This is a genomic window from Pseudomonas sp. IT-P253, assembly GCF_949768125.1.
In the GTDB taxonomy this organism is placed as follows: Bacteria; Pseudomonadota; Gammaproteobacteria; order Pseudomonadales; family Pseudomonadaceae; genus Aquipseudomonas.
On record NZ_CATKPT010000044.1, the window covers coordinates 275,438 to 298,686 of the forward strand.

The following is a 23,249-nucleotide window of genomic DNA, read 5'->3' on the forward strand; positions in this document are numbered from 1 at the left end:
TGAAGTCCATCGCGAGCAAGCTCGCTCCTACAATGATTGGCGGCGCGGTCGATGACCGGTTCTTTTAAGATTCAAGTAGGGCGGGCTCCTCCGGAAGCCGCCCTTTTTTGTGCAAGAGCATTATGCAAAGCAGCAGCAACCTATTTCCTGTCGCCCTGATCAGCGCTGAACGGCGCGGCGATCTGAGCGAAGACGTTTATCGTTTGAAACCCGGTAACAGCCCTGACGGCACGGTGGAGCTGGCCGTGACCCGCCTGGGCATGGCTGACGAGCCTGCCGTGCGTGGCGTGCCGGTGATCCTGTTGCACGGCAGCTTTTCCAATCGCCGGTTCTGGTTTTCGCCCAAAGGCCTGGGCCTGGGGGCTTATCTGACTCGCTTGGGATTCGATGTGTGGATCCCGGAAATGCGCGGTCATGGCCTGTCCCAGCGCAACCAGGCTTACCGCAAGAACCGCGTCGCCGACTACGCTCGTTATGATCTGCCGGCCATTGGTGCATTCGTGCGTGAGCAAAGTGGCCAGGTCCCGCACTGGATCGGTCACTCGCTGGGCGGTATTACCCTGGCGGCGGCGTTGGGTGGTGAGTACATCGGCGAGCCGGTCGTGGCGTCCGCGGCGTTCTTCGGTACGCAAGTCAGCCGCACCTACTGGCCGTTGAAAATTCCGCCGGTGGAGTGGAGCGGGCGCTTCATTCTCAAACGTTTTGCCCAGCTGTCCGGTTCACGGCTCAAGCGCGGTCCGGAGGACGAGCCAATTGGCCTGGCCCTGGAAAGCATGCGCTGGTATGGCTTGTTCGGACGCTTTGGCGATGCCGACAAGGATTGGTGGGCCGGGCTGGCCGAGGTCAAGTTGCCGATACTGGCTGTCAGCGCAGCGGGCGATCATCAGGACCCGACCTGGGCCTGTCGCAAACTGTTCGATCAGATCGGTTCCGAGCACAAGCAATTCATCAACCTGGGCCGCGAGCAGGGCTTTGGCGACAATTTTGGTCATGTGGAAATGCTTGTCAGCAAAGCTGCGCAGGCTGAAGTCTGGCCACTGGTGGCCCGCTGGCTGACGGATCAGCAGACACCATTGCTCGGTGATAAACCGGATTTGGCCACAACAATCCGAGCCTGACGCTCTATCAAGGGCATTTCGCTCTGATCGGCTTGCGGATAAGATATGACGCGTTGAGCTTTTTCGGTCACTTTGCGACATCCTCGATTGTCTTCCTCTTTACAGGAGTTTCTCGATGAACCATTACCTCACGCCTGACCTGTGCGATGCCTATCCGGAACTGGTGCAGGTGCTGGAACCGATGTTCAACAATTTTGGCGGTCGTGATTCCTTCGGCGGCGAAATCGTGACCATCAAGTGTTTCGAAGACAACTCGCTGGTCAAGGAGCAGGTCGAGCTCAAGGGTAATGGCAAAGTGTTGGTCGTCGACGGTGGCGGGTCCCTGCGTCGGGCGCTGCTCGGCGACATGCTGGCCGAGAAAGCCGCAAAAAATGGCTGGGAAGGGCTGGTGATCTACGGTTGCATCCGCGACGTCGACGTCATTGCGCAAACCGATCTCGGTGTACAGGCCTTGGCCAGTCATCCGATGAAAACCGACAAGCGCGGTATCGGCGATCTGAACGTTGCGGTGACATTTGCGGGCGTGACCTTCCATCCGGGCCATTACATTTACGCGGACAACAACGGCGTGATCATCTCGCCAAGCCCGCTGAAGATGCCTGAATAAAGCGTCGATGCGAATTTTCGTGGCAAAAACGGGGTGAGGATGTTCGAGGAAGAAAACGCGCAGTGGGGGCTGGTACATGCCCTGGTGCTGGACGGTAAAGGCGGCGCGCGTTCGATAGCCCGGACTGAACTCGATGATTTGCAGCTGCAGGCGCATGAAAGCCTGTGGCTGCACTGGGATCGCAGTCACCCGCAAACACAGACCTGGCTGCGAAAATCCAGCGGTCTGAGTGAATTCAGTTGTGACCTGCTGCTCGAAGAGAACACCCGGCCGCGTCTTCTACAGCTTTCGGACAGCGAACTGCTGCTATTTTTGCGCGGGATTAACCTGAACCCGGGTGCAGAACCGGAAGACATGGTATCGGTGCGGATCTTCGCCTCGGCACAGCGGGTTATTTCCCTGCGTCTGCGTCCATTGCGCGCCACCGATGAGTTGCTGGTGCAGCTCGGCGAAGGCAAAGGGCCGAAAACCGCTTCCGAGCTCATTCTTTATATGGCGCAGAACCTCACCAATAAGGTGCAGGATCTGATCAGCTGCCTCTCGGAAGTGGTCGATGAGGAAGAAGAAAAGCTGGATGCCGACGAACGGTATACACCCGAGCATGGGGCTGTTTTGCAGATCCGTCGCAGGGCTGCTGGATTGAAGCGGTTTCTCGCGCCGCAACGAGATATTTTCGGTCAGCTGACGCGGACAAAGCTGCCGTGGTTCGTTGAGGACGACGGCGATTACTGGAACGAATTGAACAACAGCCTGACTCGGTATCTTGAAGAGCTGGAATTGACCCGGGAGCGGGTGGGGTTGGTCCTTGAGACCGAAGACCGGCGATTGAGCGTGCGGATGAACCGCACGATGTATCGCTTCGGGATCATCACCGGAATCTTTTTGCCGATGAGTTTCCTGACCGGTTTGCTGGGTATTAACGTCGGCGGTATTCCGTTCTCCGGGAACCCTTATGGCTTCTTGATTGCTTGCCTGATGATGGTCTCGGTGGCACTGGCGCAGTGGTGGTTATTCCGACGTTTGCGCTGGGTCTGAGGGTGAGCCATGTGACCTGGGCAAATTTGGCCGCGTCTTTCACAGACATCACGAGAGGTGCGTATGCACGATCCGTTTGAACAGTCTTTGCGTGACATGCTCAAGGCATCACCGTCCACCCGGGACGACGATGCATGCCTGGGGCGTGTACTGAAAACCGCCAACCGCCAGGTCGGCGCCGGTGATTTGTTCAGCCTGCTGGGCCGCTGGTTGCCCGCGTTGATGATCGCCCTGAATAACGGATCGGCCCATGTCTTGCCGGTTTCCCGTCACCGTAAACCTACTGTTCGCACTGCTGATAAGGCTGATTGAATATGGAACTTGATCTCTGGACACAGAGCCTCGTCACTGCAATGACTGCGTTATGGACCAAGGTTGCGAACTTCATTCCGAACCTGTTTGGTGCGCTGGTCGTGCTGCTGCTGGGGTTCGTCGTAGCCAAGTTGCTGGACACATTGCTTTCCAAGTTACTCGCCAAACTGGGCCTTGATCGCCTGATGGGCGGCACCGGTCTGACCAAATTGCTGTCCCGCGCCGGCCTTCAAGTGCCGATCTCGACACTGATCGGCAAGATCGTCTATTGGTTCGTTCTGCTAATATTTTTGGTTTCTGCTGCAGAATCTCTTGGACTTGAGCGAGTCTCAGCTACGCTTGACATGCTGGCGTTGTATTTGCCGAAGGTATTCGGTGCCGCGCTGGTGCTGTTGGTAGGGGTATTGCTCGCACAACTTGCCAATGGACTGGTTCGCGGTGCAGCCGAGGGAGTAGGGCTGGATTATGCTGCTGGCCTGGGGCGAATTGCTCAGGGCCTGGTCATCATCATCAGTATTTCGGTTGCGATCAGCCAGTTGGAGGTCAAGACTGACCTGCTTAACCATGTGATTGTGATCGTTTTGATTACTGTTGGCCTGGCTGTAGCATTGGCCATGGGATTGGGAAGCCGGGAAATTGCCGGCCAGATTCTTGCGGGAATTTACGTGCGTGAGTTGTACCAGGTTGGGCAACAAGTACGTGTTGGCGAGGTCGAAGGTCAGATCGAAGAGATCGGCACGGTTAAAACCACATTGCTGACCGACGAGGGTGAGCTAGTCTCTCTCTCCAATCGGATCCTCCTGGAGCAGCATGTGAGTAGCCGCTAACCCGGCAAACCCTGCTAATGTATGCCGCCGCAAAATGCCCTGAATGGGCTGCGGCGGACATTGACCTGACTGTCGGCCCGACTTGTTTTGAATAAAGCTCAATCGCTCTCTACGCGCTACGACCCCCGCGAGCTCTCTGATGAGGAGTTGGTCGCGCGCTCGCATTCCGAGCTGTTTCACGTGACACGCGCCTATGAAGAACTGATGCGGCGTTACCAGCGAACATTATTTAACGTCTGTGCACGATATCTTGGGAACGATCGCGACGCAGACGATGTCTGTCAGGAAGTGATGTTGAAGGTGTTGTATGGCCTGAAGAATTTCGAGGGCAAATCGAAGTTCAAAACGTGGTTGTACAGCATCACCTACAACGAATGCATCACACAGTATCGGAAGGAACGGCGAAAGCGTCGCTTGATGGACGCTTTGAGTCTTGACCCCCTTGAGGAAGCGTCCGAAGAAAAGGCGCCGAAACCCGAGGAGAAGGGTGGACTTGATCGCTGGCTGGTGTATGTGAACCCGATTGACCGTGAAATTCTGGTGCTACGATTTGTCGCAGAGCTGGAGTTTCAGGAGATCGCAGACATCATGCACATGGGCTTGAGTGCAACAAAAATGCGGTACAAACGCGCTCTAGACAAATTACGTGAGAAATTTGCAGGCATTGCCGAAACTTAGTTCGGCGCAAATATCTCTTACGTGTAGGCAAGTTCTGATAGACTTGCCGCCGAGTTGTCCCCCGGTTTGAGGGACTGCTTTACAATCACCAGATGGGGATTTAACGGATGAAACTGAAAAACACCTTGGGCTTGGCCATTGGTACTCTTATTGCCGCTACTTCTTTCGGCGCACTGGCACAAGGCCAAGGCGCAGTTGAAGGCGAGCTCAACTACGGGAAAAAGTACAACGACAGCGTTAAGAACGTTGAAGACGGCTACACTCCTGGCGCCTCCATCGGTTACTTCTTGACCGACGACGTATCGTTGAACGCTACCTACAACGCTGATGACTACACCCGTTCGAACAACAACACTGGTAATCAGAAAATCCGTGGCGACCAGTTTGGTCTGAACGCTCAGTACCACTTCAACAACGCTGGCGACGCTCTGCGTCCTTACGTTCAGGGTGGCGTTAAGCACGGCAGCATGACCAACGTAGCCGCTGACGGCCACACTGGTCGTGATCAGTCGACTTTCCTGACTGCTGGCGCTGGCGTTAAGTACTACTTCCTCGAAAACTTCTTCGCCCGTGCTGGCGTAGAAGCTGACTACAAGCTGGACAACGGCAAGTGGGACTACATCCCATCCGTGGGTCTGGGTGTTAACTTCGGTGGCGGCAACAAGCCTGTTGCTGCAGCTCCAGCACCAGCTGAAGTCTGCACCGACAGCGACAACGATGGCGTGTGCGACAACGTTGACAAGTGCCCGAACACCCCAGCCAACGTAACTGTTGACGCTGATGGCTGCCCGGCAGTTGCTGAAGTTGTTCGTGTAGAGCTGGACGTGAAGTTCGACTTCAACAAGTCGGTAGTCAAGCCTAACAGCTACGGCGACATCAAAAACCTCGCTGACTTCATGAAGCAGTACCCATCCACCACCACCACTGTTGAAGGTCACACTGACTCCGTCGGTCCTGACGCTTACAACCAGAAACTGTCCGAGCGTCGCGCTAGCGCCGTTAAGCAAGTTCTGACCAACCAGTACGGTGTTTCGCCTTCCCGCGTTCAGTCTATTGGCTACGGCAAAACCCGCCCAGTTGCTGACAACAGCACTGAAGCTGGTCGCGCTGTTAACCGTCGCGTAGAAGCGAAGGTTGAAGCTCCAGCTAAGTAATTAGCTCGCAGCTCTGAGAAAAGCCCAGCTTAGGCCGGGCTTTTCTTTGTCTGCGATTTGGATTGTTGCAGGAGCGAGCTAGCTCCGGGCGGCGTTCCGACGAAGGTCGTCAACGAAATCGCTTTATGCCTGACACGCCGTGGCGTACTCCGGTTCATCGCGAGCTCGCTCGCTCCTGCAATTCATTGCATCACCGGCCGCAACAGCTCCGATGACCAAAATGGCCGGGCTCTTGAGTTCGAAGGCGCAGGCATCTTCTTCCATGGCTGTCAGGTCACTCCGACATTCGCGCTGATGTGGCAGTGAAGCGTTTTCAATCATCGCCACGGGCGTATCTGCCGCCATTCCACCCGCCAGCAGTTGCTCGCGAATCTCGCTCAGTCTGGCCACTCCCATGTACACCACCAGCGTCGTACCGCCTTGAGCCAGGGCTCGCCAGTTCAGGCTGCTGTCGTCCTGAGTGTGGGCGGTCACCAGCGTCACGCCGCGCGCCACCCCCCGCAAGGTCAGCGGAATACCACATTGCGTCGCGCCAGCCAGTCCGGCGGTGATGCCATTGACCAGTTCGACATCGATCCCGCGCTCGCGCAACCACTGTGCCTCTTCACCGCCTCGACCAAAAATGCACGGGTCGCCGCCCTTGAGTCGCACCACGCATTTACCGTGACGGGCATAACGCAGCATCAGGCGATGAATGAATGCCTGAGGCGTGGAGCGACAGCCCCCGCGCTTGCCCACGGGAATGATCCGCGCCTGAGTGCAATGCTCCAGCACCGCGTCATTCACCAGATCATCGATCAGCACCACATCCGCTTCCCTCAACGCCCGTACCGCCTTGAGCGTCAGTAATTCCGGATCCCCAGGCCCTGCACCTACCAGCCAGACTTTTGCGCTCATGGTCTTTTCCTTACGCGATGACGGCGACGGGCTGCGCGGTGGCAGCCAGCAAACGTTTGATTTCCGGGACGCAGGAGCCGCATTGCGTGCCGCAACCCAATTCTTGTTGCAAACCCTGCAAGTCCAGGCCACGGCTGATGCCGGCGCACACTGCGGTTTGGCTGACGTTCTTGCAGTTACACAAGGTTTTGTTGCCGGCGACCGGCGTATCGATGTTGCCCGGTGGCGCGCTCAGCGGTGCGAGCAGCCAGCGCCGCAGTTGTTCGTCGGCGCGACCTTCCATCCACAGGTTCTGCAACCAGTGTTGGGCGAGGGTTTCGCCGGCCAGGCGAATCGCGGTGATCCTGCCGTTTTCGATGCGTACCCGTTTGCCGATGGAGCGCCGTGGGTCGTCGTAGGCCAATACCGGGCCTTCGTTGAGTCCCAGGCAATGATCGATCTCGCGCAACAGTTCCGTCTGCGGCGCTGAGGCGCTGGCAGCGCGTATGAGCAGCGCGGGGCGTTCCCGACCTGTCAGGCTGAGGCTTACGTAGGAAAACGCCTCACAAAGCGGTCGTAGCGTCTCAAAATGTTGTTGAACATCGCCCTCGATCAGGGCGAAGAGATGCCAGGGGAGGTGCACGGGCTCCAGGCGCACACCGCTGTGCTTGAGTTCCGGTTGTTTCGACAAGGGATCGAACGCCGGTTGGGTGATCGCATTAACGCCGCCCTTGAGGAAGCGGTCACCCCAATGCATGGGCAGAAATGCCTGTCCCGGGCGCACACCATCGTCGCTGCCCACCGCGACAATCACGGCGCCGCGACGACTTTTCAGGCTGACAAGGTCGCCTGATTGCAACCTGTGACGGCGCATTTCATCCGGGTGCAGGCTCAACACGGCTTCACTGACGTGGCCGAAAAGTTGCGCGGCGGTGCCGGTGCGGCTCATGCCGTGCCATTGATCACGCAGGCGGCCAGTGATCAGGGTCAGTGGAAAACGTGCATCACGTTGTTCCTTGGCCGCGCGGTAAGGGTCGGCCACGAACTGCGCTCGACCGCTGGCCGTCGGGAAAACCCCGTCCAGGTACAGCCGCGCCGTCCCTGCGCTGGCGCCCTCGGGGAACGGCCATTGCTGGGGGCCGAGGCGGTCAATCAGGTCATGACTGAGCCCGGACACGTCCAGGTCACGCCCGCGGGTCAGTAACTTGTACTCATCGAACACCTGCGCCGGCGTTTCAAAGGCGAACAGACTGATGTGCTCAGGGCGTAGATGTTTTTCCAGGCGCTGTGCGAAATCCACCGTGATAGCCCAGTCGGGTCGTGCTTCACCGGGTGCGACGATCGCCGGCCGGACATGGGAAACACGCCGTTCGGAGTTCGTCACCGTGCCTTCCTTTTCTCCCCAACTGGCGGCTGGCAGCAGCAGGTCGGCGAACGCTGCGGTTTCGGTGGTCCGAAAGGCTTCCTGTAGCACCACGAACGGGCAGGCTAGCAGTGCCGCGCGCACAGCACCCTGATCTGGCAGCGATTGCGCGGGGTTGGTGCAGGCAATCCACAGTGCCTTGATCTTGCCGTTGCGCACCTGCTCGAACAGTTCGATGGCGGTGAGACCTGCGGTCTCGGGAAGTTGCTCGACGCCCCAGTAAGACGCCACTTCGGCGCGATGTTCGGCATTGGCGGCGTCGCGATGACCCGGCAACAGGTTCGACAAACTGCCGGTTTCCCGTCCGCCCATGGCATTCGGCTGACCGGTCAGTGAGAAAGGTCCCGCACCCGGACGGCCGATTTGCCCGGTGGCGAGGTGCAGGTTGATCAACGCACTGTTTTTCGCGCTGCCGGCGGTGGATTGGTTCAGCCCCATGCACCACAGCGACAGGAAGCTCGGTGATGTGCCGACCCATTGCGCACAGAGTTGCAGTTGCTCAATACCGATACCGCAGAGCTGGGAAACCATTGCCGGCGTGTAATCGCGCACCAGGCTTTTCAGCTCGGCCAGACCTTCAGTGTGGGCGTTGATGAAATCACGGTCGACCCAGTCTTCCCACAGCAGCAAGTGCAAAATCCCATGGAACAAGGCAACGTCGGTGCCTGGCAAAATCGCCAGGTGCAGGTCAGCCAAATCGCAAGTGTCCGTACGACGTGGGTCGATCACGATCACTTTCATGTGCGGACGGCGGGATTTGGCCTCTTCCAGGCGACGAAACAGCACCGGGTGGGCGTAGGCCATGTTGCTGCCGACGATCATCACGCAGTCGCTCAATTCCAGGTCTTCGTAGCTGCACGGCGGTGCATCGGCCCCCAGACTGCGTTTGTAGCCCACGACCGCTGAAGACATGCACAGCCGTGAGTTGCTGTCGATGTTGTGGGTGCCCACCAGCGCTCGCGCCAGTTTGTTGAAGGCGTAGTAATCCTCGGTCAGCAACTGCCCGGAGATGTAGAACGCCACGCTGTCCGGACCGTGCTCGGCGATGGTTTGCGCAAATACATGGGCGGCGTGATCAAGTGCGGTGTCCCAATCCGTGCGGCTGCGCGCCAGGCCTTTGCCGAGGCGCAGTTCCGGGTACAGCGCTCGAGCGGCAAGGTCACCCGTCAGGTGCAAGGTCGATCCCTTGCTGCACAATTTGCCGAAGTTGGCAGGGTGGGCCGGATCGCCGCTGACGCCGAGGATTCGCTCGCCGTCATGTTCGATCAGCACGCCGCAGCCGACCCCGCAATAACAGCAGGTGGACGCAGTGATCTGGCGGTCCATCAGCCTGCGTCCCGCAGGGCAAGCATGACGCGACCATTTTCGACGCGCGCCGGATGGTGATGGGCGCAGCCGATGTCAGGGGCCTGGGCTTCGCCGGTTTGCAGGTCGATCTGCCAGTTGTGCAGCGGGCAGGCCACGCGTTTGCCGTAGATCAGGCCTTGGGACAAGGGGCCGCCTTTGTGCGGGCAGCGGTCGTCGAGGGCGAAAACCTCATCGTTGCTTGTACGAAAAATCGCAATGTCACCTTTCGGGCCCGCAATGATCCGCGAGCCCAGGGCATTGATCTCTTCCAGTGCGCAGATATCCAGCCAGTTCATGCCAGCACCTCCAGGTTCTTCACGGGAATGACGTCGAATTCTTTCTTGAGCAGCGGCTGTTCCAGGCGTTCTTTCCACGGATCCTGTTCGAACGACAGGGAGAATTGCAGGCGATCGTTGAGCGCCTTGCGTCGTTCAGGGTCTTCCAGCACGGCTTTCTTGATGTGTTCCATGCCGACCCGTTGCAGGTAGTGCACGGTGCGCTCGAGGTAAAAGGCTTCTTCGCGATACAGCTGCAGGAACGCGCCGTTGTATTCGCGCACTTCTTCGGCGGTTTTCAGCTTGACGAAGAATTCGGCGACTTCGGTTTTGATTCCGCCATTGCCGCCGATGTACATCTCCCAGCCAGAGTCGACGCCGATAATTCCCACGTCTTTGATGCCCGCTTCCGAACAATTACGCGGGCAACCGGAGACCGCCAGTTTCACCTTGTGCGGCGACCACATGTTGAACAGGTCATGCTCCAGCTCGATGCCCAGTTGCGTGGAATTCTGTGTGCCGAAGCGACAGAACTCGCTGCCGACGCAGGTTTTCACGGTGCGGATGGATTTGCCGTAGGCGTGGCCGGACGGCATGTCCAGGTCTTTCCAGACCCCCGGCAAGTCCTGCTTCTTGATCCCCAGCAAGTCGATGCGCTGGCCGCCGGTGACCTTGACCATCGGCACGTTGTACTTGTCGGCCACGTCGGCAATGCGCCGCAGTTCCGAAGGATTGGTCACACCGCCCCACATCCGTGGGACTACAGAGTAGGTGCCGTCTTTCTGGATGTTGGCGTGGGCGCGTTCGTTGATCAGGCGTGATTGCGGATCGTCTTTGGCCTCGCCCGGCCAGGTCGAAATCAGGTAGTAGTTGAGCGCTGGACGGCAAGTGGCGCAGCCATTCGGGGTGCGCCAGTTCAGGTAGCTCTGGGTATCGGCGATGGTCAGCAAATGCTGATCGCGGATGGCCTGGCGGATTTGCCCGTGGTTGAGGTCGCTACAGCCGCAGATGGCTTTTTCGCTTTTCGGTTTGACGTCCGCTGCACCGCCCACGGTGTTGATCAGGATCTGTTCTACCAATCCCGCGCAGGAGCCGCAGGAGCTGGCGGCCTTGGTGTGTTTCTTGACGTCGTCGACGCTAAACAGGCCATGCTCCTGAATGGCTTTGACGATGGTACCTTTGCATACGCCGTTGCAGCCGCAGACTTCGGCGGTGTCGGCCATGCTCATGGCTTTGTCCTGGCCCTGGTGTCCGACATCGCCTATGGCGTTTTCGCCGAACATCAGGTGATCGCGGATCTCGCCGATGGCGTGATTCTCACGAATCTGCCGGAAATACCAGCCACCGTCTGCCGTATCGCCGTACAGACAGGCCCCGACCAGCACGTCATCCTTGATCACCAGTTTTTTGTAGACCCCACCGATAGGGTCGGACAGGGTGATGGTCTCGGTCCCTTCGCCGCCCATAAAGTCGCCGGCGGAGAACAGGTCGATGCCGGTCACCTTCAATTTGGTCGACGTAATCGAACCTTTGTAGCTGGCGAACCCCAACTGGGCGAGGTGATTGGCGCAGACCTTGGCCTGTTCGAACAGCGGCGCCACCAGACCGTAAGCGATGCCGCGGTGGCTGGCGCATTCGCCGATGGCATAGATGCGCGGGTCGTAGGTTTGCATCGTGTCGTTGACCAGAATCCCGCGGTTGCACGGGATGCCGGATTTTTCCGCGAGTTCGGTGTTCGGGCGAATACCGGCGGCCATCACCACCAGGTCGGCGGGGATGATGTCGCCGTTGTTGAATTGCACCGAGCCGACCCGGCCATTGCCGGCATCGTGCAGCGCCTGGGTGTGTTCACTCAGGCGAAAATGCAGGCCACGGGTTTCGAGGGCGGTTTGCAGCAACTGGCCACTGGTTTTGTCCAGTTGTCGCTCCAGCAACCATTCGCCGAGGTGCACCACGGTGACATGCATGCCGCGCAGCATCAGGCCGTTGGCCGCTTCCAGGCCGAGCAAACCGCCACCGATGACCACCGCGTGTTTGTGGGTTTTCGCGGTGTTGATCATCGCCTGGGTGTCGGCGATGTCGCGGTAGCCGATCACGCCCTGCAAGGTATTGCCGGGGATCGGCAGGATGAACGGGGTCGAGCCCGTGGCGATCAATAGGCGATCGTACTCGGCCTCGGTGCCGTCTTCGGCGATGACCCGGCGCTTGACCCGGTCGATCTCCACCACTTTGCGGTTAAGCAGCAGCTTGATGTTGTTTTCCAGGTACCAGTCCAGGTCGTTGAGCACGATTTCTTCGAAGGTCTGTTCGCCGGCCAGTACCGGCGACAGCAGGATGCGGTTGTAGTTGGTGTGAGGTTCGGCGCCGAAGACCGTGATGTCGTACAGCTCGCTGCTCAGTTTCAGCAGTTCTTCCAGGGTGCGAACCCCGGCCATGCCGTTGCCGATCATCACCAGTTTTAGTTTTTTCATCAGATTCTCCGGGGAGCTTGGACCCGCCTCATCAGGGCTTTCAGGTCGTGCTCGACATATTTTGCGCAAACAAAAAAAGGCGTCCCGCTAGTTGCCTAGCGGGGACGCCTTTGTCCTTGTCCCGTTCTGTCGGGAAGCTCGCCCTTCGTCGTTGAAGGCCGGGCTTTATGTGTGGTGAGGGAGATAATGCAGTGGTTGTGCCAAGTCTTCAGAAACGTGGGTTTACTGGATTCCGGTCGCAGATATCGAGTTCGCTCCGAGTATTTTTGCACCGATGCAAGGCGCCCCGCACAAAATTGGCGCGGACTCTGTAGCAGCAGGCTGCTACAAGGGTCGATGTCAGCCATGGAATATCAGGAACAACACCACCAGATTCACCAACAACGACACCAACGCCAACGTCCGCCAAACCTTTAGCGGCTCGCGCTCCAGTAAAGGCCTGGGTCGCACGCTCACACTGCGCCGCTCCCCCTGTTCCAGCAGCAGCAACCATTCTTCCGCGGTTTCGAAGCGCTGACCCGGATCCACCGCCACCGCTCGCTCCAGGCTTTGCGCGAGCCATTCCGGCAGGTCCGGTCGATAGCGACTGGCGCTGACCGGCACACCAAACCGGGGCCGCTGGAACGCTTCGATTTCGCCGTAGGGATAATGCCCGGTGAGCAGAAAATACAGGGTCACACCGACCGCATACAGATCCTGTTGCGGTGTCGGAATCTCCCCGCGAAAAGCCTCCGGCGCAATATAACTGGGCGTTCCGGGCAGAGCTGCGGGTTGGTCCTCCGACAGGCCGGGGCAATATGCGAGGCCGAAGTCCAACAGGCGCAACTCGCCGTCGTCCCCCAACAGCAAGTTCTCCGGTTTGATGTCGCGATGGAAAATCTGTCGGCGATGCAGCGTGCCGACCGCGTGCAGCAGGCGTTCGGCCCAATCCAGCCATTGGGCCAGCGGCAGCGGTCCTGCCTGTTCATGCAGGTGCGCCAGGGTAGACCCGGAATATTCACGCATCACGTAGTACAAATGCTGACGCTGACTGGCGGCATGTACTTCAGGGAAATGCCGCCCGGCGACGCGTTTGAGAAACCATTCCTCGGACAATAACGCTTGCCCGGCCAGATGATCGTCGCGCAACGCACCGGGCAAGGTTTTCAGCAGCCAGGGTTGTTGTTGCCCATCGCGCACCCGATAGAGCAACGACTGCTGGCTCTGGCCAAGTATCCCTTCGACCTGCCAACCCTCGAATGCCTGACCCGGTTTCAGTGCAGGCGGCAACGGCCATTGCTGTAAATGAATCAGTGCATCACCAATGCTGGTTTCACCGAGGGCATCGACCCGCACCAGCAACGCGCTGGCATTGTCCTGGCTGCCCGCCAGATGCGCCGCACTCACCAAGGTCTGTGCAGCGCTGTGCAGATCGGGCTGATCGCGCAAAATTGCGGCAATGGCCGTGTCACCCAGTACGGCCCAGATGCCATCGCTGAGCAGCACGAAACTCTCGTCCAGGCGCAATTCGCCATCCAGGAAATCCAGCACCAGATGCTGATCCAGCCCCAACGCGCGTTTGAGCACATGCTGCATGCCTGGCTGGTCCCAGACGTGATCCTCGCTGACTCGCAGCAACTGACCGGCGTGCCAGCGATACACCCGGCAATCGCCGACATGGGCCAGAGTAAAACGCCTGCCACGCAGGACCAACGCGCTGACGGTGGTCAGTAGCGGTTGCCCACCGCCATTGGCCTGCAGCCAGCGATTCTGCGCCAGCAACAGGCGATCCAGTGCTTGAGCAACGCCCCAGGTTTCCGGCGTGGCGTAGTAGTCCAGTGCCAGGGCTTGCAAGGTCGAGCGGGCAGCGAGCCCGCCGTCGGCGCATTGACTGACGCCGTCGGCGATGGCGAACAGGTAACCCTTGCTCGCCGCCAGCGCCGGGGCCGGGGTGACCAGGCGCAAAGCGTCCTGATTCTCCTCGCGGGGACCGGTGGCGCTGGCTTCGGCGAAACTCAGTTGCAGGCTCATTGAGGCTTCAGACCCGTGCAGCGGTTACGGCGGCCGAGCCCCAAGTGGTTCTCCAGCGGCGTTTCACCCCGTGCAGGCCGAACCAGGCGAGGACGCCGAGGCTGGCAAACAACCACAAGGCCAGCTGATAGCTGCCGGTGCTTTGCTTGATCGCGCCCATGCCTGCCGCCAGGGCAAAACCGCCGATGCCACCCGCCATACCGATCAGGCCGGTCATTACGCCGATCTCCCGACGAAAACGCTGCGGTACCAGTTGGAAAACAGCACCGTTGCCTGCACCCAAACCGAGCATGGTGCAGACGAAAAGTGCCAGTGCCGCGTAGGAATTTGGCAAGTTGAAGCCCACGGCGGTGATGCAGATCGCCGCCACGGTGTACATCCCCAGCAATGTGCGGATCCCGCCGAAGCGGTCGGCCAGGGCACCGCCCAACGGACGCATCAGGCTGCCACCGAATACACAGGCAGCGGTGTAGTAACCGGCGGTCACCGGGCTCAGGCCATATTGGTCGTTGAAGTAGCCAGGCAGGGCACTGGCCAGGCCGATGAAGCCGCCAAATGTCACGCTGTAGAAAAACATGAACCACCAGCTGTCGCGGTCGCCCAAGGCCTTGAAGTAGTCGGCGACGGACTTGGCGTTTGGCCGTTGCGGGGCGTTTTTGGCCAACCAGGCGAAGACGGCCAGGCTCAGGATCAGCGGGATAAGGGCGAAACCGAACACGTTGCTCCAGCCGTAGGCGGCGGCCAGCACCGGGGCAATCAAGGCGGCGAGCACGGTGCCCGAGTTACCGGCACCGGCAATGCCCATGGCTTTGCCTTGATGCTGGGGCGGATACCATTGCGAGGCCAGAGGCAGCGCGACGGCGAACGACGCGCCGGCCATGCCCAGGAACAGGCCCAGTAGCAGCGCTTGTTCGTAGCTGTGAATGCCGAGTTTCCAGGCGCCGAACAAGGCGCAGATGACGATCGCCTGGCCAATCAGCCCGGCGGTTTTTGGTGACAGACGATCCGCCAGCATCCCCATGATAAAGCGCAGCACGGCACCGGCCAGAATCGGCGTCGCCACCACCATCCCGCGTTGCTGGGTGGTCAGGTGCAGGTCGGCGGCGATCTGCACCGCCAAAGGGCCGAGCAGGTACCAGACCATGAAGCTCAGGTCGAAATAGAGGAAGGCCGCGAACAATGTCGGGGTATGGCCGGATTTCCAGAAGCTTGAATTCATCGCGCACCTCAGCTGTTAGTCGTCTCGGAAGGAGTCATGAACTTGCAGGTGGGGCGCCGCAACGGCCGCACCACCGACCCCGGGCTGTGGGGCCAAAACAAAAAAACGCCGCCACCCGATTCGCCATGGGCAAATAAGGTGAGCGACGTCTTTGTCGTAGGTGGGGCAACCGCCGTTGGTTACCTGTAGCGATTACTTAGCGAGATTTGTGCCAACAGCTCAAACCGAGTCGCGGCCATTCGCGAGCAGGCTCGCTCCCACAAGGGGGAATGGCGTCAGGTACAAATCAACTGTGCGAGCCTGCTCGCGAAGGCGTCGGTCAGCCGAGCAATTCACTCATGGCAATGATCTGCTCCGCCACCTGAATCAGCTTCTGCTGTCGGCTCATGGCCTGACGGCGCATAAGGGTGTAGGCCTCTTCCTCGTTGCAGTGCTTCATTTTCATCAGCAGCCCTTTGGCCAGCTCGATGCGCTTGCGCTCGGCCAGTTGCTGGTCGCGGGCATGGAGTTGAGCACGCAGGGCCTGGTCGCTTTCGAAGCGCGCCATGGCCACGTCGAGAATCGGCTGCAAGCGTTGTGCGTGAATGCCTTCGACAATGTAGGCACTGACCCCGGACTTGATCGCCTGGCGCATCACGCCGGGGTCATGCTCGTCGGTAAACATCACGATCGGTCGTGGTTGGTCGCGAGTCACCAGCACCACTTGCTCCATGACATCGCGGCTCGGTGACTCGGTATCGATCAGAATCACGTCCGGATGCACCGATTCGACGCGCGCGGGCAGGTCGATGGTCAGGCCGGATTCGTCGATCACCTCGAACCCGGCTTCGGTCAACGCCGCTTTCAGGCGCCCGACTTTCTTCGCGGTGTCGTTGATCAGCAGGATACGCAACATGTTCGCAGGCTCCTGTCAGCGGCTGGCAAATCGGAGTGAGCTGTCGGTCAGGGCGTGCAGCTTGAAACTGCGCGCATACCCGGCCGGGTCCGAGCCGTCCCAGACCTTGCCGTCGATCAACTGACTGCTGCGCATTTCCTGACCCAAGGCCGCGACACCCACGGCGCTGGCGGCGTCGCGGTAGAGGTCGAGTTGCTGGACCTGACGAGCCACGCCGAGGTAATCCGGGTCTTCACGCACTAACCCCCAGCGGCGAAACTGGGTCATGAACCACATGCCGTCGGACAAGTAGGGGAAATTCACCTCGCCGTCGCCATGGAAGCGCAGCGCGTGCGGGTCTTGCCAGCGATGACCGAGACCGTCGGCATAGTCGCCCAGTAACCGCGGCTCGATGCAATCAAGCGGTGCATCGAGGTACTCCGGTGCACTCAAAAACTGCGCGGTGCTGCGGCGATTGTCGGTGCTTTCTTCGATAAAGCGGCTGGCTTGCAGAATCGCCATCACCAACGCCCGTGCGGTGTTGGGGTATTGCTCGACGAAGGCGCGGGTGCAGCCGAGGACTTTTTCCGGGTGATCGGGCCAGATCGTCTGGGTGGTCGCGAGGGTGAAGCCGAGGTTCTGTTTCACCGCGCTGGCGGACCAGGGTTCACCGACGCAGAAACCGTCGATGCGCCCCGCTTGCAGGTGCGCGACCATTTGCGGCGGCGGCACCACCACGCTGTCGACGTCCTGCAAGGGATGAATCCCTTGGCTCGCCAGCCAGTAATACAGCCACATGGCATGAGTGCCGGTGGGAAATGTCTGGGCGAAGGTCAGTTTTGGGCTACTTTGGTGCACGCGACGATCCAGCGCTTCAGGACTGGTCACGCCCAGGGCCTGCAAGCCGTGGGAGAGGTTGATGCTCTGGCCGTTCTGGTTCAGGCCCATGAGCACGGCCATGTCCGTCGAGGCCACGCCGCCGATCCCCAAGTGCACGGCGTAGATCAACCCGTACAGGCTATGGGCGGCATCGAGCTCGCCGCTGACCAATTTGTCCCGCAAGTTGGCCCAGGACGATTGGCGCTTGAGGTTTAGTGTCAGGCCATAGGGCTGGGCGAACCCCTGGGTGGCGGCGACCACCACCGAGGCGCAGTCGCTCAGGGCCATGAAGCCTACATTGATCGCGGACTTTTCCGGAGCGTCGCTGCCATTGACCCAGGCCAGTGGGCCGGCTGATGGTTCATTCATCGATTCTGCACCTTCAAAAAAAAGCGTCGCCCCAGTGTTCTTGCATGAGCAAGGTCAGGTGACGACGCCATTGTCCTTGCACTCATCCCGTCGTTGGCATGAGCGCTGATGACAAAGCCGGTGCAAGGCATATGCCAGTCCGGGTCCCATCAGCTTTCCATCAGGATTCAATGCGCCGCCTCTTTCATCCTGTCGTCCATTCCAACGCCAGGTTGCATAAGGAGGCCGGTGTGCAGATCGAACCACGTTGCGCCATGACATTTCCTGATGTTCGCCTCGACGAGCGGGTGCTGCACCTGCGTGTTGCCGAGCACCCCGTGCGGCTCTCTTCTGCGGATTCTGCGTCGTGTTGTTGGCTGCCTGGCGGATGGGAAGGGTTGATCGCGATGGCGAGCGTGCTTGAAGTGAGTGGTGGTCGCGTGCAGGCGCTGACGATGCCCGAAGCGCCTCTGATCAAGTTGCAGGTGTTCTTCGATATGAGCGAGGCGCTGAACGACGAAAAACCGCGCCTCGCGCCTTGGGCCACGCTGCCCGTGGCTTACGACACCCTCCAGTCCGGCAAGGCGCTCGAGCGCTGGTACATCGAGCAGGCATTGCGCGGCGATGTGGCCTATCGAGCCTTTGCCGGCCAGCTGCGCCACAACGAGAGTTATGGGCTGGTGCGATTTCTGTTGGAGCAGGGCACCCGCAGCGAAAAATTGTCGGCGTTGGCCCAGCGCTATGGCGTCTCGGTGTCGCACTTTCGCCGGTTGTGTCATCAGGCGCTGGGCAGCGCGGCCAAGCCTGCCTTGCGCGGCTGGCGGACAGCGCAGGCGTTATTGAACATGAGCCTGGAAGACAGCTCGCTGACGGACGTGGCGCTGGAGTTCGGCTTTGCCTCTTCTTCGCATTTCTCCAAGGAAATTCGTGAGCTGATGGGGTTCTCACCCAGCAGGCTCGCGGATATCACCTACCTATCAGGCAAGTGAGTCGATGAGTTTTCATTTTTTTGCGCGGCGTTGGGTACCGATGCTGATGAGCGCGGTGTTGGCCTCCGCATCTTTTTCCGTGCAGGCGCAAGTCGATGCTTATGTGGCACGCGAGCAGAGTGTGCGCACCTTCTTTACCGAGCTGTCGGGGCCACTGGGCAAACCGGTGATCGTCAGCAAAGCCGCGGCTGCCAAACGGATTTCCGGTGAGTTCGACCTGAGCTCGGCGCAAAAGACCTTTGAGCGGATCAGCACCCAGATGGGCTTGATCTGGTACAGCGATGGTCAGGCGATCTATCTGTATGACGCCTCTGAAATCAAAAGCTCAATGGCCACGCTACAGACGCTTACCGTGGCGAAGCTCAAGGCATTTCTGCAGCAGTCCGGGTTGCACGACGTCCGTTATCCATTGCGCAACGACGGCCTGCGCACCTTCCATATTGCCGGGCCGCCGATTTATGTCGACCTGGTGCTGCAAGCTGCCCAGTTGATGGATAACCAGCGCTCGGACTTGCTATTGGGCAAGCAGCAGATTGGCGTGATTCAGGTGCAGAACACCTTTGTGGGTGATCGCAGCTACGAGTTGCGCGATGACAAAGTGACCATCCCCGGAATGGCGACGGTGATCGAGCAGTTGCTGCGGGGCGAGAAGAGCGAAGTCGAACCCTGGGTGAAGCAGACAACGGCGCAGAAACCCCAGGGCATGATGCCGGCGTTTCCCCTGGAAGGTCTGGGCACCGAGCCTTCAGCTCAGGACCCGACAGCCCCGAAAATACTGGCGCGGGAAGTGGCCGCCGGGAATATTCGGGTGGTGGCGTATCCCGACACCAACAGCCTGCTGGTCAAGGGTTTACCGGAACAAGTGCGTTTTATCGAAAACCTGGTGGGTGCGCTGGATACGCCAAAACGGCATGTGGAGTTGTCGCTGTGGATCATTGATTTGCACAAGGACGAACTCAATCAGCTGGGCATCGAATGGCAGGGTTCGGTGAAAGTCGGCGGGCAGGCTTCAGCATCGCTGAATGGCGGCTCTGCAACCACGCTGGATGGCGCCTCGTTTGTCGCACGGATCATGGCGTTGGAGCGTACCAGCCGAGCGAACGTTGTCTCGCGACCGGTGATACTGACCCAGGAAAATGTGCCGGCGATCTTCGACAACAACCGAACGTTTTACGCCCCCTTGGTCGGGGAGCGCAGTGTCGATCTACAGCACGTGACCTATGGCACGCTGGTGAATGTGTTGCCGCGCTTCGCCCTGGCGGACGAGATTGAGATGTCGCTCAATATCGAGGACGGCAACGAAGTCGAAAGCCCTGGCGGTGGCGAGCGCCCGAACGCACTGCCCACGGTGGGCCGCACCCGGATCAGTACGGTGGCGCGTGTGCCTCAGGGCATGAGTCTGTTGGTCGGCGGGTTTACCCGTGATGACCATAGCGAGCAAATCGGACGGGTTCCGGTGCTGGGTTCGATTCCCTGGATCGGTCGACTGTTCAGCTACCGTCAGGTGCGCTCGGCGAATACGGTACGGGTGTTCTTGATCCAGCCCAAGGAAATTATCAGCGCCATGGTGCCCGAGCCCGTCGAGCCCGAAGCACGTTTGATGACGCCCGAGCAACATGAGCGCCTGCGACGGGCCTACTTCCGTGCGGTGAACAATTGATCCTGCCGACTGTTTCCAGTGGTGGTCGCGCAGCACAAGCGCGACTGAACGCAGAGAAGGCCGCCGAGCACCCGCAACCGCAAGTCAGTGCAGACGTCGATGTCGATGAAAGTGGCACGGCCGCCGCTGTGCAGCGCTTTGTGCAGATCAGCGATGAAATGTCCGCGGCGCTGGCTCAGTTTCGCGGACGGCGGCATTTCGAACTCAAGTCTGACGCCATGACTGAAAACTTCGAAAGGGTGCTTGAAGACGACACCGTGCCCAAGGCTCGGCAAGTGCTGAGCCTGGCACGCCTGGCAGACAAACCCGTCGTCTGGTTGCTGCAAATGGCCCGCAGTCTGTTCCCGGATGACAGTGACCTGGCGCTGGTGCTGCGAGAGTTGCTGCGCCGTAAAAAGCTCGACGCCGGTACGCGTCAACGGCTCGAAACCTTGTTGGAAACAGTGGTCGCGCAAAGCTCCCCCAAGCGCCTGAAAGCCGGGATAAACGCTGCTTTGAAAGCCCGGTTGTTCGGCGCGGCAATTGCGGTGCGGGCGGGACTGCTGAGAGAAACCTACCGTGATTTCCTGGAGTCCGACGACGGCCCGGTCAGTTGCTACCAGGACTGGATTGCCCTGTTCGGCGCGCCACAGCGCATAAATGTATTGGCCTTCATCGAGGCCGCGTTGCTGACCGACATCAGTGCCCAGGACCCCAGTTGTTCACGCCGCGAGTTTGGCCAGCTGCTGGCCAGGCTAACGGAGCTCAAGCGCCTGCGGTCAGCGGAGAACGTTTTCATCGAGCGCCTGCTCAGCGATGAGCTGATTGGCCGGCACAACGCTCTGGAGGCGGATTGGCTGGTGTTTCTCCTGGGGTTGCTGACTTACCCCGATGAACTCGACCAGTTGTTGCTCGGCGTGCTGGGCGAAAGCGTGTTGCTGAGCCTGCACCGTGACCGCTCGGCGCTGTTGCAGGTGGTGCGGCGGGTCAGTCTGCAACTGCCGCACGCGTTGTTTTGCGATGAAGAAGCGCCGCAACGCCTGGCGCAACAGTTCAGTCATCTGGCGGACATCGCCTTCGCTCATGAATGCATCGAAAGGCGATCAGACCATGCTTAATCGATTTTTACGCAACGTCAGCGCACGTCCGGAACTGCTGATCCTGACGCTGATGGTGATGATCATCGCCATGTTGATCATTCCCTTGCCCACGGTGCTGGTGGATTTTCTCATCGGCTTGAACATCGTCATTTCGCTGCTGATCTTCATGGGCTCGTTCTACATCGAACGCATCCTCAGCTATTCGACGTTCCCGGCCTTGCTGCTGTTGACCACGCTGTTTCGCCTGGCGCTGTCGATCAGTACCAGCCGACTGATCCTGAGTCAGGCCGATGCCGGGGACATCATTGCGTCCTTCGGCGAGTTCGTGATCGGTGAAAGCCTGGTGGTGGGCTTCGTGATTTTCTCCATCGTCACCATTGTCCAGTTCATCGTTATCACCAAGGGTTCGGAACGGGTGGCCGAAGTCGCGGCGCGTTTTTCCCTGGACGGGATGCCGGGCAAGCAAATGAGCATTGACGGCGACCTCAAGGCCGGCGCGATCACCGCCGAAGAGGCCAAGGAAAAACGCAGCGTGCTGGAGCGTGAAAGCCAGTTGTATGGCTCTTTCGACGGTGCGATGAAGTTCATCAAGGGCGATGCCATCGCCGGCATCATCATCATTTTCGTCAACTTCATCGGCGGCATGGCCATTGGTGTCGGGCAAATGGGCATGGACATGTCCACCGCGTTATCGACCTACACCTTGCTGACCATCGGCGATGGCCTGGTGGCACAGATTCCGGCGTTGTTGATTGCCATCGGCGCCGGTTTCATTGTCACCCGTGTCAACGGCGATGACAGCAACCTGGGCCGCAACATGCTCGCCCAAATGCTGGGTAACCCGTTCGTACTGGGCGTGACCGCATTGCTGGCGGTGGGCGTCGGTTTTCTGCCGGGTTTCCCATTGATGACCTTTCTGCCGATTGCCGGAGCGCTGGGGCTGGTGGTTTTTTTTCGCCATCGCAAAGCCGCCCGAGTGGCTGTCCAGCCCGGTGAAACGCGGCCGGCAGCATCAGCACCTGACGAGTCACCCACCGAACTGGGGTTGCTGGACGACGTCGACAGCATTGCCACCGAGACGATTGCCTTGATGCTGCTGGTGCCTACGGCACGGCTGAACGAGTTGAACAACGCCCGCCTGGTCGCGCGTTTTCGCAGTCAGTTTTTTGTCGATTACGGGTTGCGCATCCCCGAACCGCAGTTGCGCGGCAGCGAAGCCCTGCCGGCCCATCAGGTCGCCGTTTTGATCAACGAAGTGCGTGCCGATCAGTTCGATATCCATTTCGACCACTGGCGCCTGCTCAACTATTCGCCAGACCTGGACCCCCTGGGGTTTGCACTGGTGCGCGGCACCGACAGCAACCGGTTGGCGGGTGTCTGGGTCAATGCCGACGACAAGGACCGGGTGCAGCAATTGGGTTATCAGCTGCGACCGGCCTATGACGAGTGCTATCGCTGCCTGGTGACGTTGCTCGCGCGCAACATCCAGGAATTTTTCGGGGTGCAGGAAACCAAGCAGTTGCTCGACGAGATGGAAAGTCGCTACCCCGATCTGCTGAAGGAAGTGTACCGCCACGTCACGGTGCAGAAGATCGCCGAGGTCCTGCAACGGCTGATCGGCGAGCGGATTTCAGTACGCAACATGAAATTGATTCTGGAGTCGCTGGCCCATTGGGCGTCGCGGGAAAAGGACGTGCTGGCCCTGGTCGAACATGTCCGTGGTGCGATGGCCCGCTACATCAGCAACAAGTTCGCTCACGGTAATGACCTGCGGGTCCTGCTGCTGTCCGCGGAGTTCGAAGACGTGGTGCGCAAGGGCATCCGGCAGACCTCGGGCGGCAGTTTTATCAATCTGGACCCGGCTGAATCGGAAGAGTTGATGGACCGGTTGAGTGTTGGCCTGGACAGCGTGCACATCCCGCACAAGGACATGGTGGTGCTGTGTTCGGTCGATGTTCGGCGCTACATCAAAAAACTGATCGAGGGGCGATTCCGCGAACTGGACGTGATGTCGTTCGGCGAAATCTCCGAGACGATTTCAGTCAATGTCATCAAGACGCTTTAAGGA

The 23,249-nt window shown here is 59.6% G+C and carries 19 protein-coding genes; 11 read left to right on the forward strand and 8 right to left on the reverse strand.

The genetic code is table 11. The features are described 5' to 3' along the window. Positions 1–122 precede the first annotated feature (122 nt). The 7 genes from ACM6IR_RS21720 to ACM6IR_RS21750 all read left to right on the forward strand — a co-directional run bounded on the left by ACM6IR_RS21720 (position 123) and on the right by ACM6IR_RS21750 (position 5,731). On the forward strand, positions 123–1,118 hold the full coding sequence (locus ACM6IR_RS21720; protein ID WP_414909586.1) for an alpha/beta fold hydrolase: 996 nt from the start codon (positions 123–125) through the stop codon (positions 1,116–1,118). A 115-nt stretch (positions 1,119–1,233) separates the two neighbouring features. Beyond that, positions 1,234–1,725 carry a ribonuclease E activity regulator RraA gene (rraA, locus tag ACM6IR_RS21725; RefSeq protein ID WP_414909587.1) on the forward strand — a complete coding sequence of 164 codons (492 nt, stop codon included), beginning with the start codon at positions 1,234–1,236 and terminating at the stop codon, positions 1,723–1,725. 39 nt (positions 1,726–1,764) lie between these two features. Then, on the forward strand, positions 1,765–2,760 hold the full coding sequence (locus ACM6IR_RS21730) for a zinc transporter ZntB (RefSeq protein ID WP_414909588.1): 996 nt from the start codon (positions 1,765–1,767) through the stop codon (positions 2,758–2,760). Between the two features lie 63 nt (positions 2,761–2,823). Then, complete coding sequence (locus ACM6IR_RS21735) at positions 2,824–3,072, forward strand: CrfX protein (RefSeq protein WP_414909589.1); 249 nt, start codon at positions 2,824–2,826, stop codon at positions 3,070–3,072. Positions 3,073–3,074: 2 nt separating this feature from the next. Beyond that, positions 3,075–3,899, forward strand: a complete 825-nt coding sequence (locus ACM6IR_RS21740) for a mechanosensitive ion channel family protein (protein WP_008027407.1) — start codon at positions 3,075–3,077, stop codon at positions 3,897–3,899. 87 nt (positions 3,900–3,986) lie between these two features. Next, the gene (gene sigX / locus ACM6IR_RS21745) at positions 3,987–4,577 is read left to right on the forward strand and encodes an RNA polymerase sigma factor SigX (protein ID WP_026331741.1); all 591 of its coding nucleotides are present in this window, start codon (positions 3,987–3,989) and stop codon (positions 4,575–4,577) included. Between the two features lie 107 nt (positions 4,578–4,684). Next, a complete protein-coding gene (locus ACM6IR_RS21750; protein ID WP_414909590.1) occupies positions 4,685–5,731 on the forward strand; it encodes an OmpA family protein in 1,047 nt (348 codons plus the stop codon). Positions 5,732–5,854: 123 nt separating this feature from the next. Here ACM6IR_RS21750 and cobA read toward each other — a convergent pair whose 3' ends face one another. From cobA to ACM6IR_RS21790, 8 genes are all read right to left on the reverse strand, one after another. Then, positions 5,855–6,628, reverse strand: a complete 774-nt coding sequence (gene cobA / locus ACM6IR_RS21755) for a uroporphyrinogen-III C-methyltransferase (RefSeq protein WP_414909591.1) — start codon at positions 6,626–6,628, stop codon at positions 5,855–5,857. 10 nt (positions 6,629–6,638) lie between these two features. After that, positions 6,639–9,356 (reverse strand): molybdopterin-dependent oxidoreductase, encoded by a 2,718-nt coding sequence (locus ACM6IR_RS21760; protein WP_414909592.1) that lies wholly within the window; start codon positions 9,354–9,356, stop codon positions 6,639–6,641. Then, a complete protein-coding gene (nirD, locus tag ACM6IR_RS21765; protein ID WP_414909593.1) occupies positions 9,356–9,673 on the reverse strand; it encodes a nitrite reductase small subunit NirD in 318 nt (105 codons plus the stop codon). Before nirD ends, ACM6IR_RS21760 begins: the two co-directional genes overlap by 1 nt. After that, on the reverse strand, positions 9,670–12,123 hold the full coding sequence (gene nirB, locus ACM6IR_RS21770) for a nitrite reductase large subunit NirB (RefSeq protein WP_414909594.1): 2,454 nt from the start codon (positions 12,121–12,123) through the stop codon (positions 9,670–9,672). Before nirB ends, nirD begins: the two co-directional genes overlap by 4 nt. A gap of 339 nt (positions 12,124–12,462) precedes the next feature. Next, positions 12,463–14,133 carry a protein kinase domain-containing protein gene (locus ACM6IR_RS21775; RefSeq protein WP_414909595.1) on the reverse strand — a complete coding sequence of 557 codons (1,671 nt, stop codon included), beginning with the start codon at positions 14,131–14,133 and terminating at the stop codon, positions 12,463–12,465. 7 nt (positions 14,134–14,140) lie between these two features. Beyond that, positions 14,141–15,352: a nitrate/nitrite transporter gene (locus ACM6IR_RS21780; RefSeq protein WP_414909596.1), complete on the reverse strand. Its 1,212-nt coding sequence runs from the start codon at positions 15,350–15,352 to the stop codon at positions 14,141–14,143. 319 nt (positions 15,353–15,671) lie between these two features. Beyond that, entirely contained in the window at positions 15,672–16,247 is a 576-nt protein-coding gene (locus tag ACM6IR_RS21785; protein ID WP_201113396.1) for an ANTAR domain-containing response regulator, read from the reverse strand. A 15-nt stretch (positions 16,248–16,262) separates the two neighbouring features. Beyond that, positions 16,263–17,474, reverse strand: a complete 1,212-nt coding sequence (locus ACM6IR_RS21790) for a CmpA/NrtA family ABC transporter substrate-binding protein (protein ID WP_414909597.1) — start codon at positions 17,472–17,474, stop codon at positions 16,263–16,265. Between the two features lie 98 nt (positions 17,475–17,572). Between ACM6IR_RS21790 and ACM6IR_RS21795 the strand changes: the two genes are divergently transcribed. From ACM6IR_RS21795 to ACM6IR_RS21810, 4 genes are read left to right on the forward strand one after another with little or no spacing between them, the layout of a single operon-like run. Further along, positions 17,573–18,442: a helix-turn-helix domain-containing protein gene (locus tag ACM6IR_RS21795; RefSeq protein ID WP_414909598.1), complete on the forward strand. Its 870-nt coding sequence runs from the start codon at positions 17,573–17,575 to the stop codon at positions 18,440–18,442. Between the two features lie 40 nt (positions 18,443–18,482). After that, positions 18,483–20,102 (forward strand): type III secretion system outer membrane ring subunit SctC, encoded by a 1,620-nt coding sequence (sctC, locus tag ACM6IR_RS21800; protein WP_414909646.1) that lies wholly within the window; start codon positions 18,483–18,485, stop codon positions 20,100–20,102. After that, the gene (gene sctW, locus ACM6IR_RS21805) at positions 20,099–21,199 is read left to right on the forward strand and encodes a type III secretion system gatekeeper subunit SctW (protein WP_414909599.1); all 1,101 of its coding nucleotides are present in this window, start codon (positions 20,099–20,101) and stop codon (positions 21,197–21,199) included. The genes sctC and sctW overlap by 4 nt, the downstream gene beginning before the upstream one ends. Further along, positions 21,192–23,246 carry an EscV/YscV/HrcV family type III secretion system export apparatus protein gene (locus ACM6IR_RS21810; protein ID WP_414909600.1) on the forward strand — a complete coding sequence of 685 codons (2,055 nt, stop codon included), beginning with the start codon at positions 21,192–21,194 and terminating at the stop codon, positions 23,244–23,246. The genes sctW and ACM6IR_RS21810 overlap by 8 nt, the downstream gene beginning before the upstream one ends. The last annotated feature ends 3 nt before the right edge of the window (positions 23,247–23,249 follow it).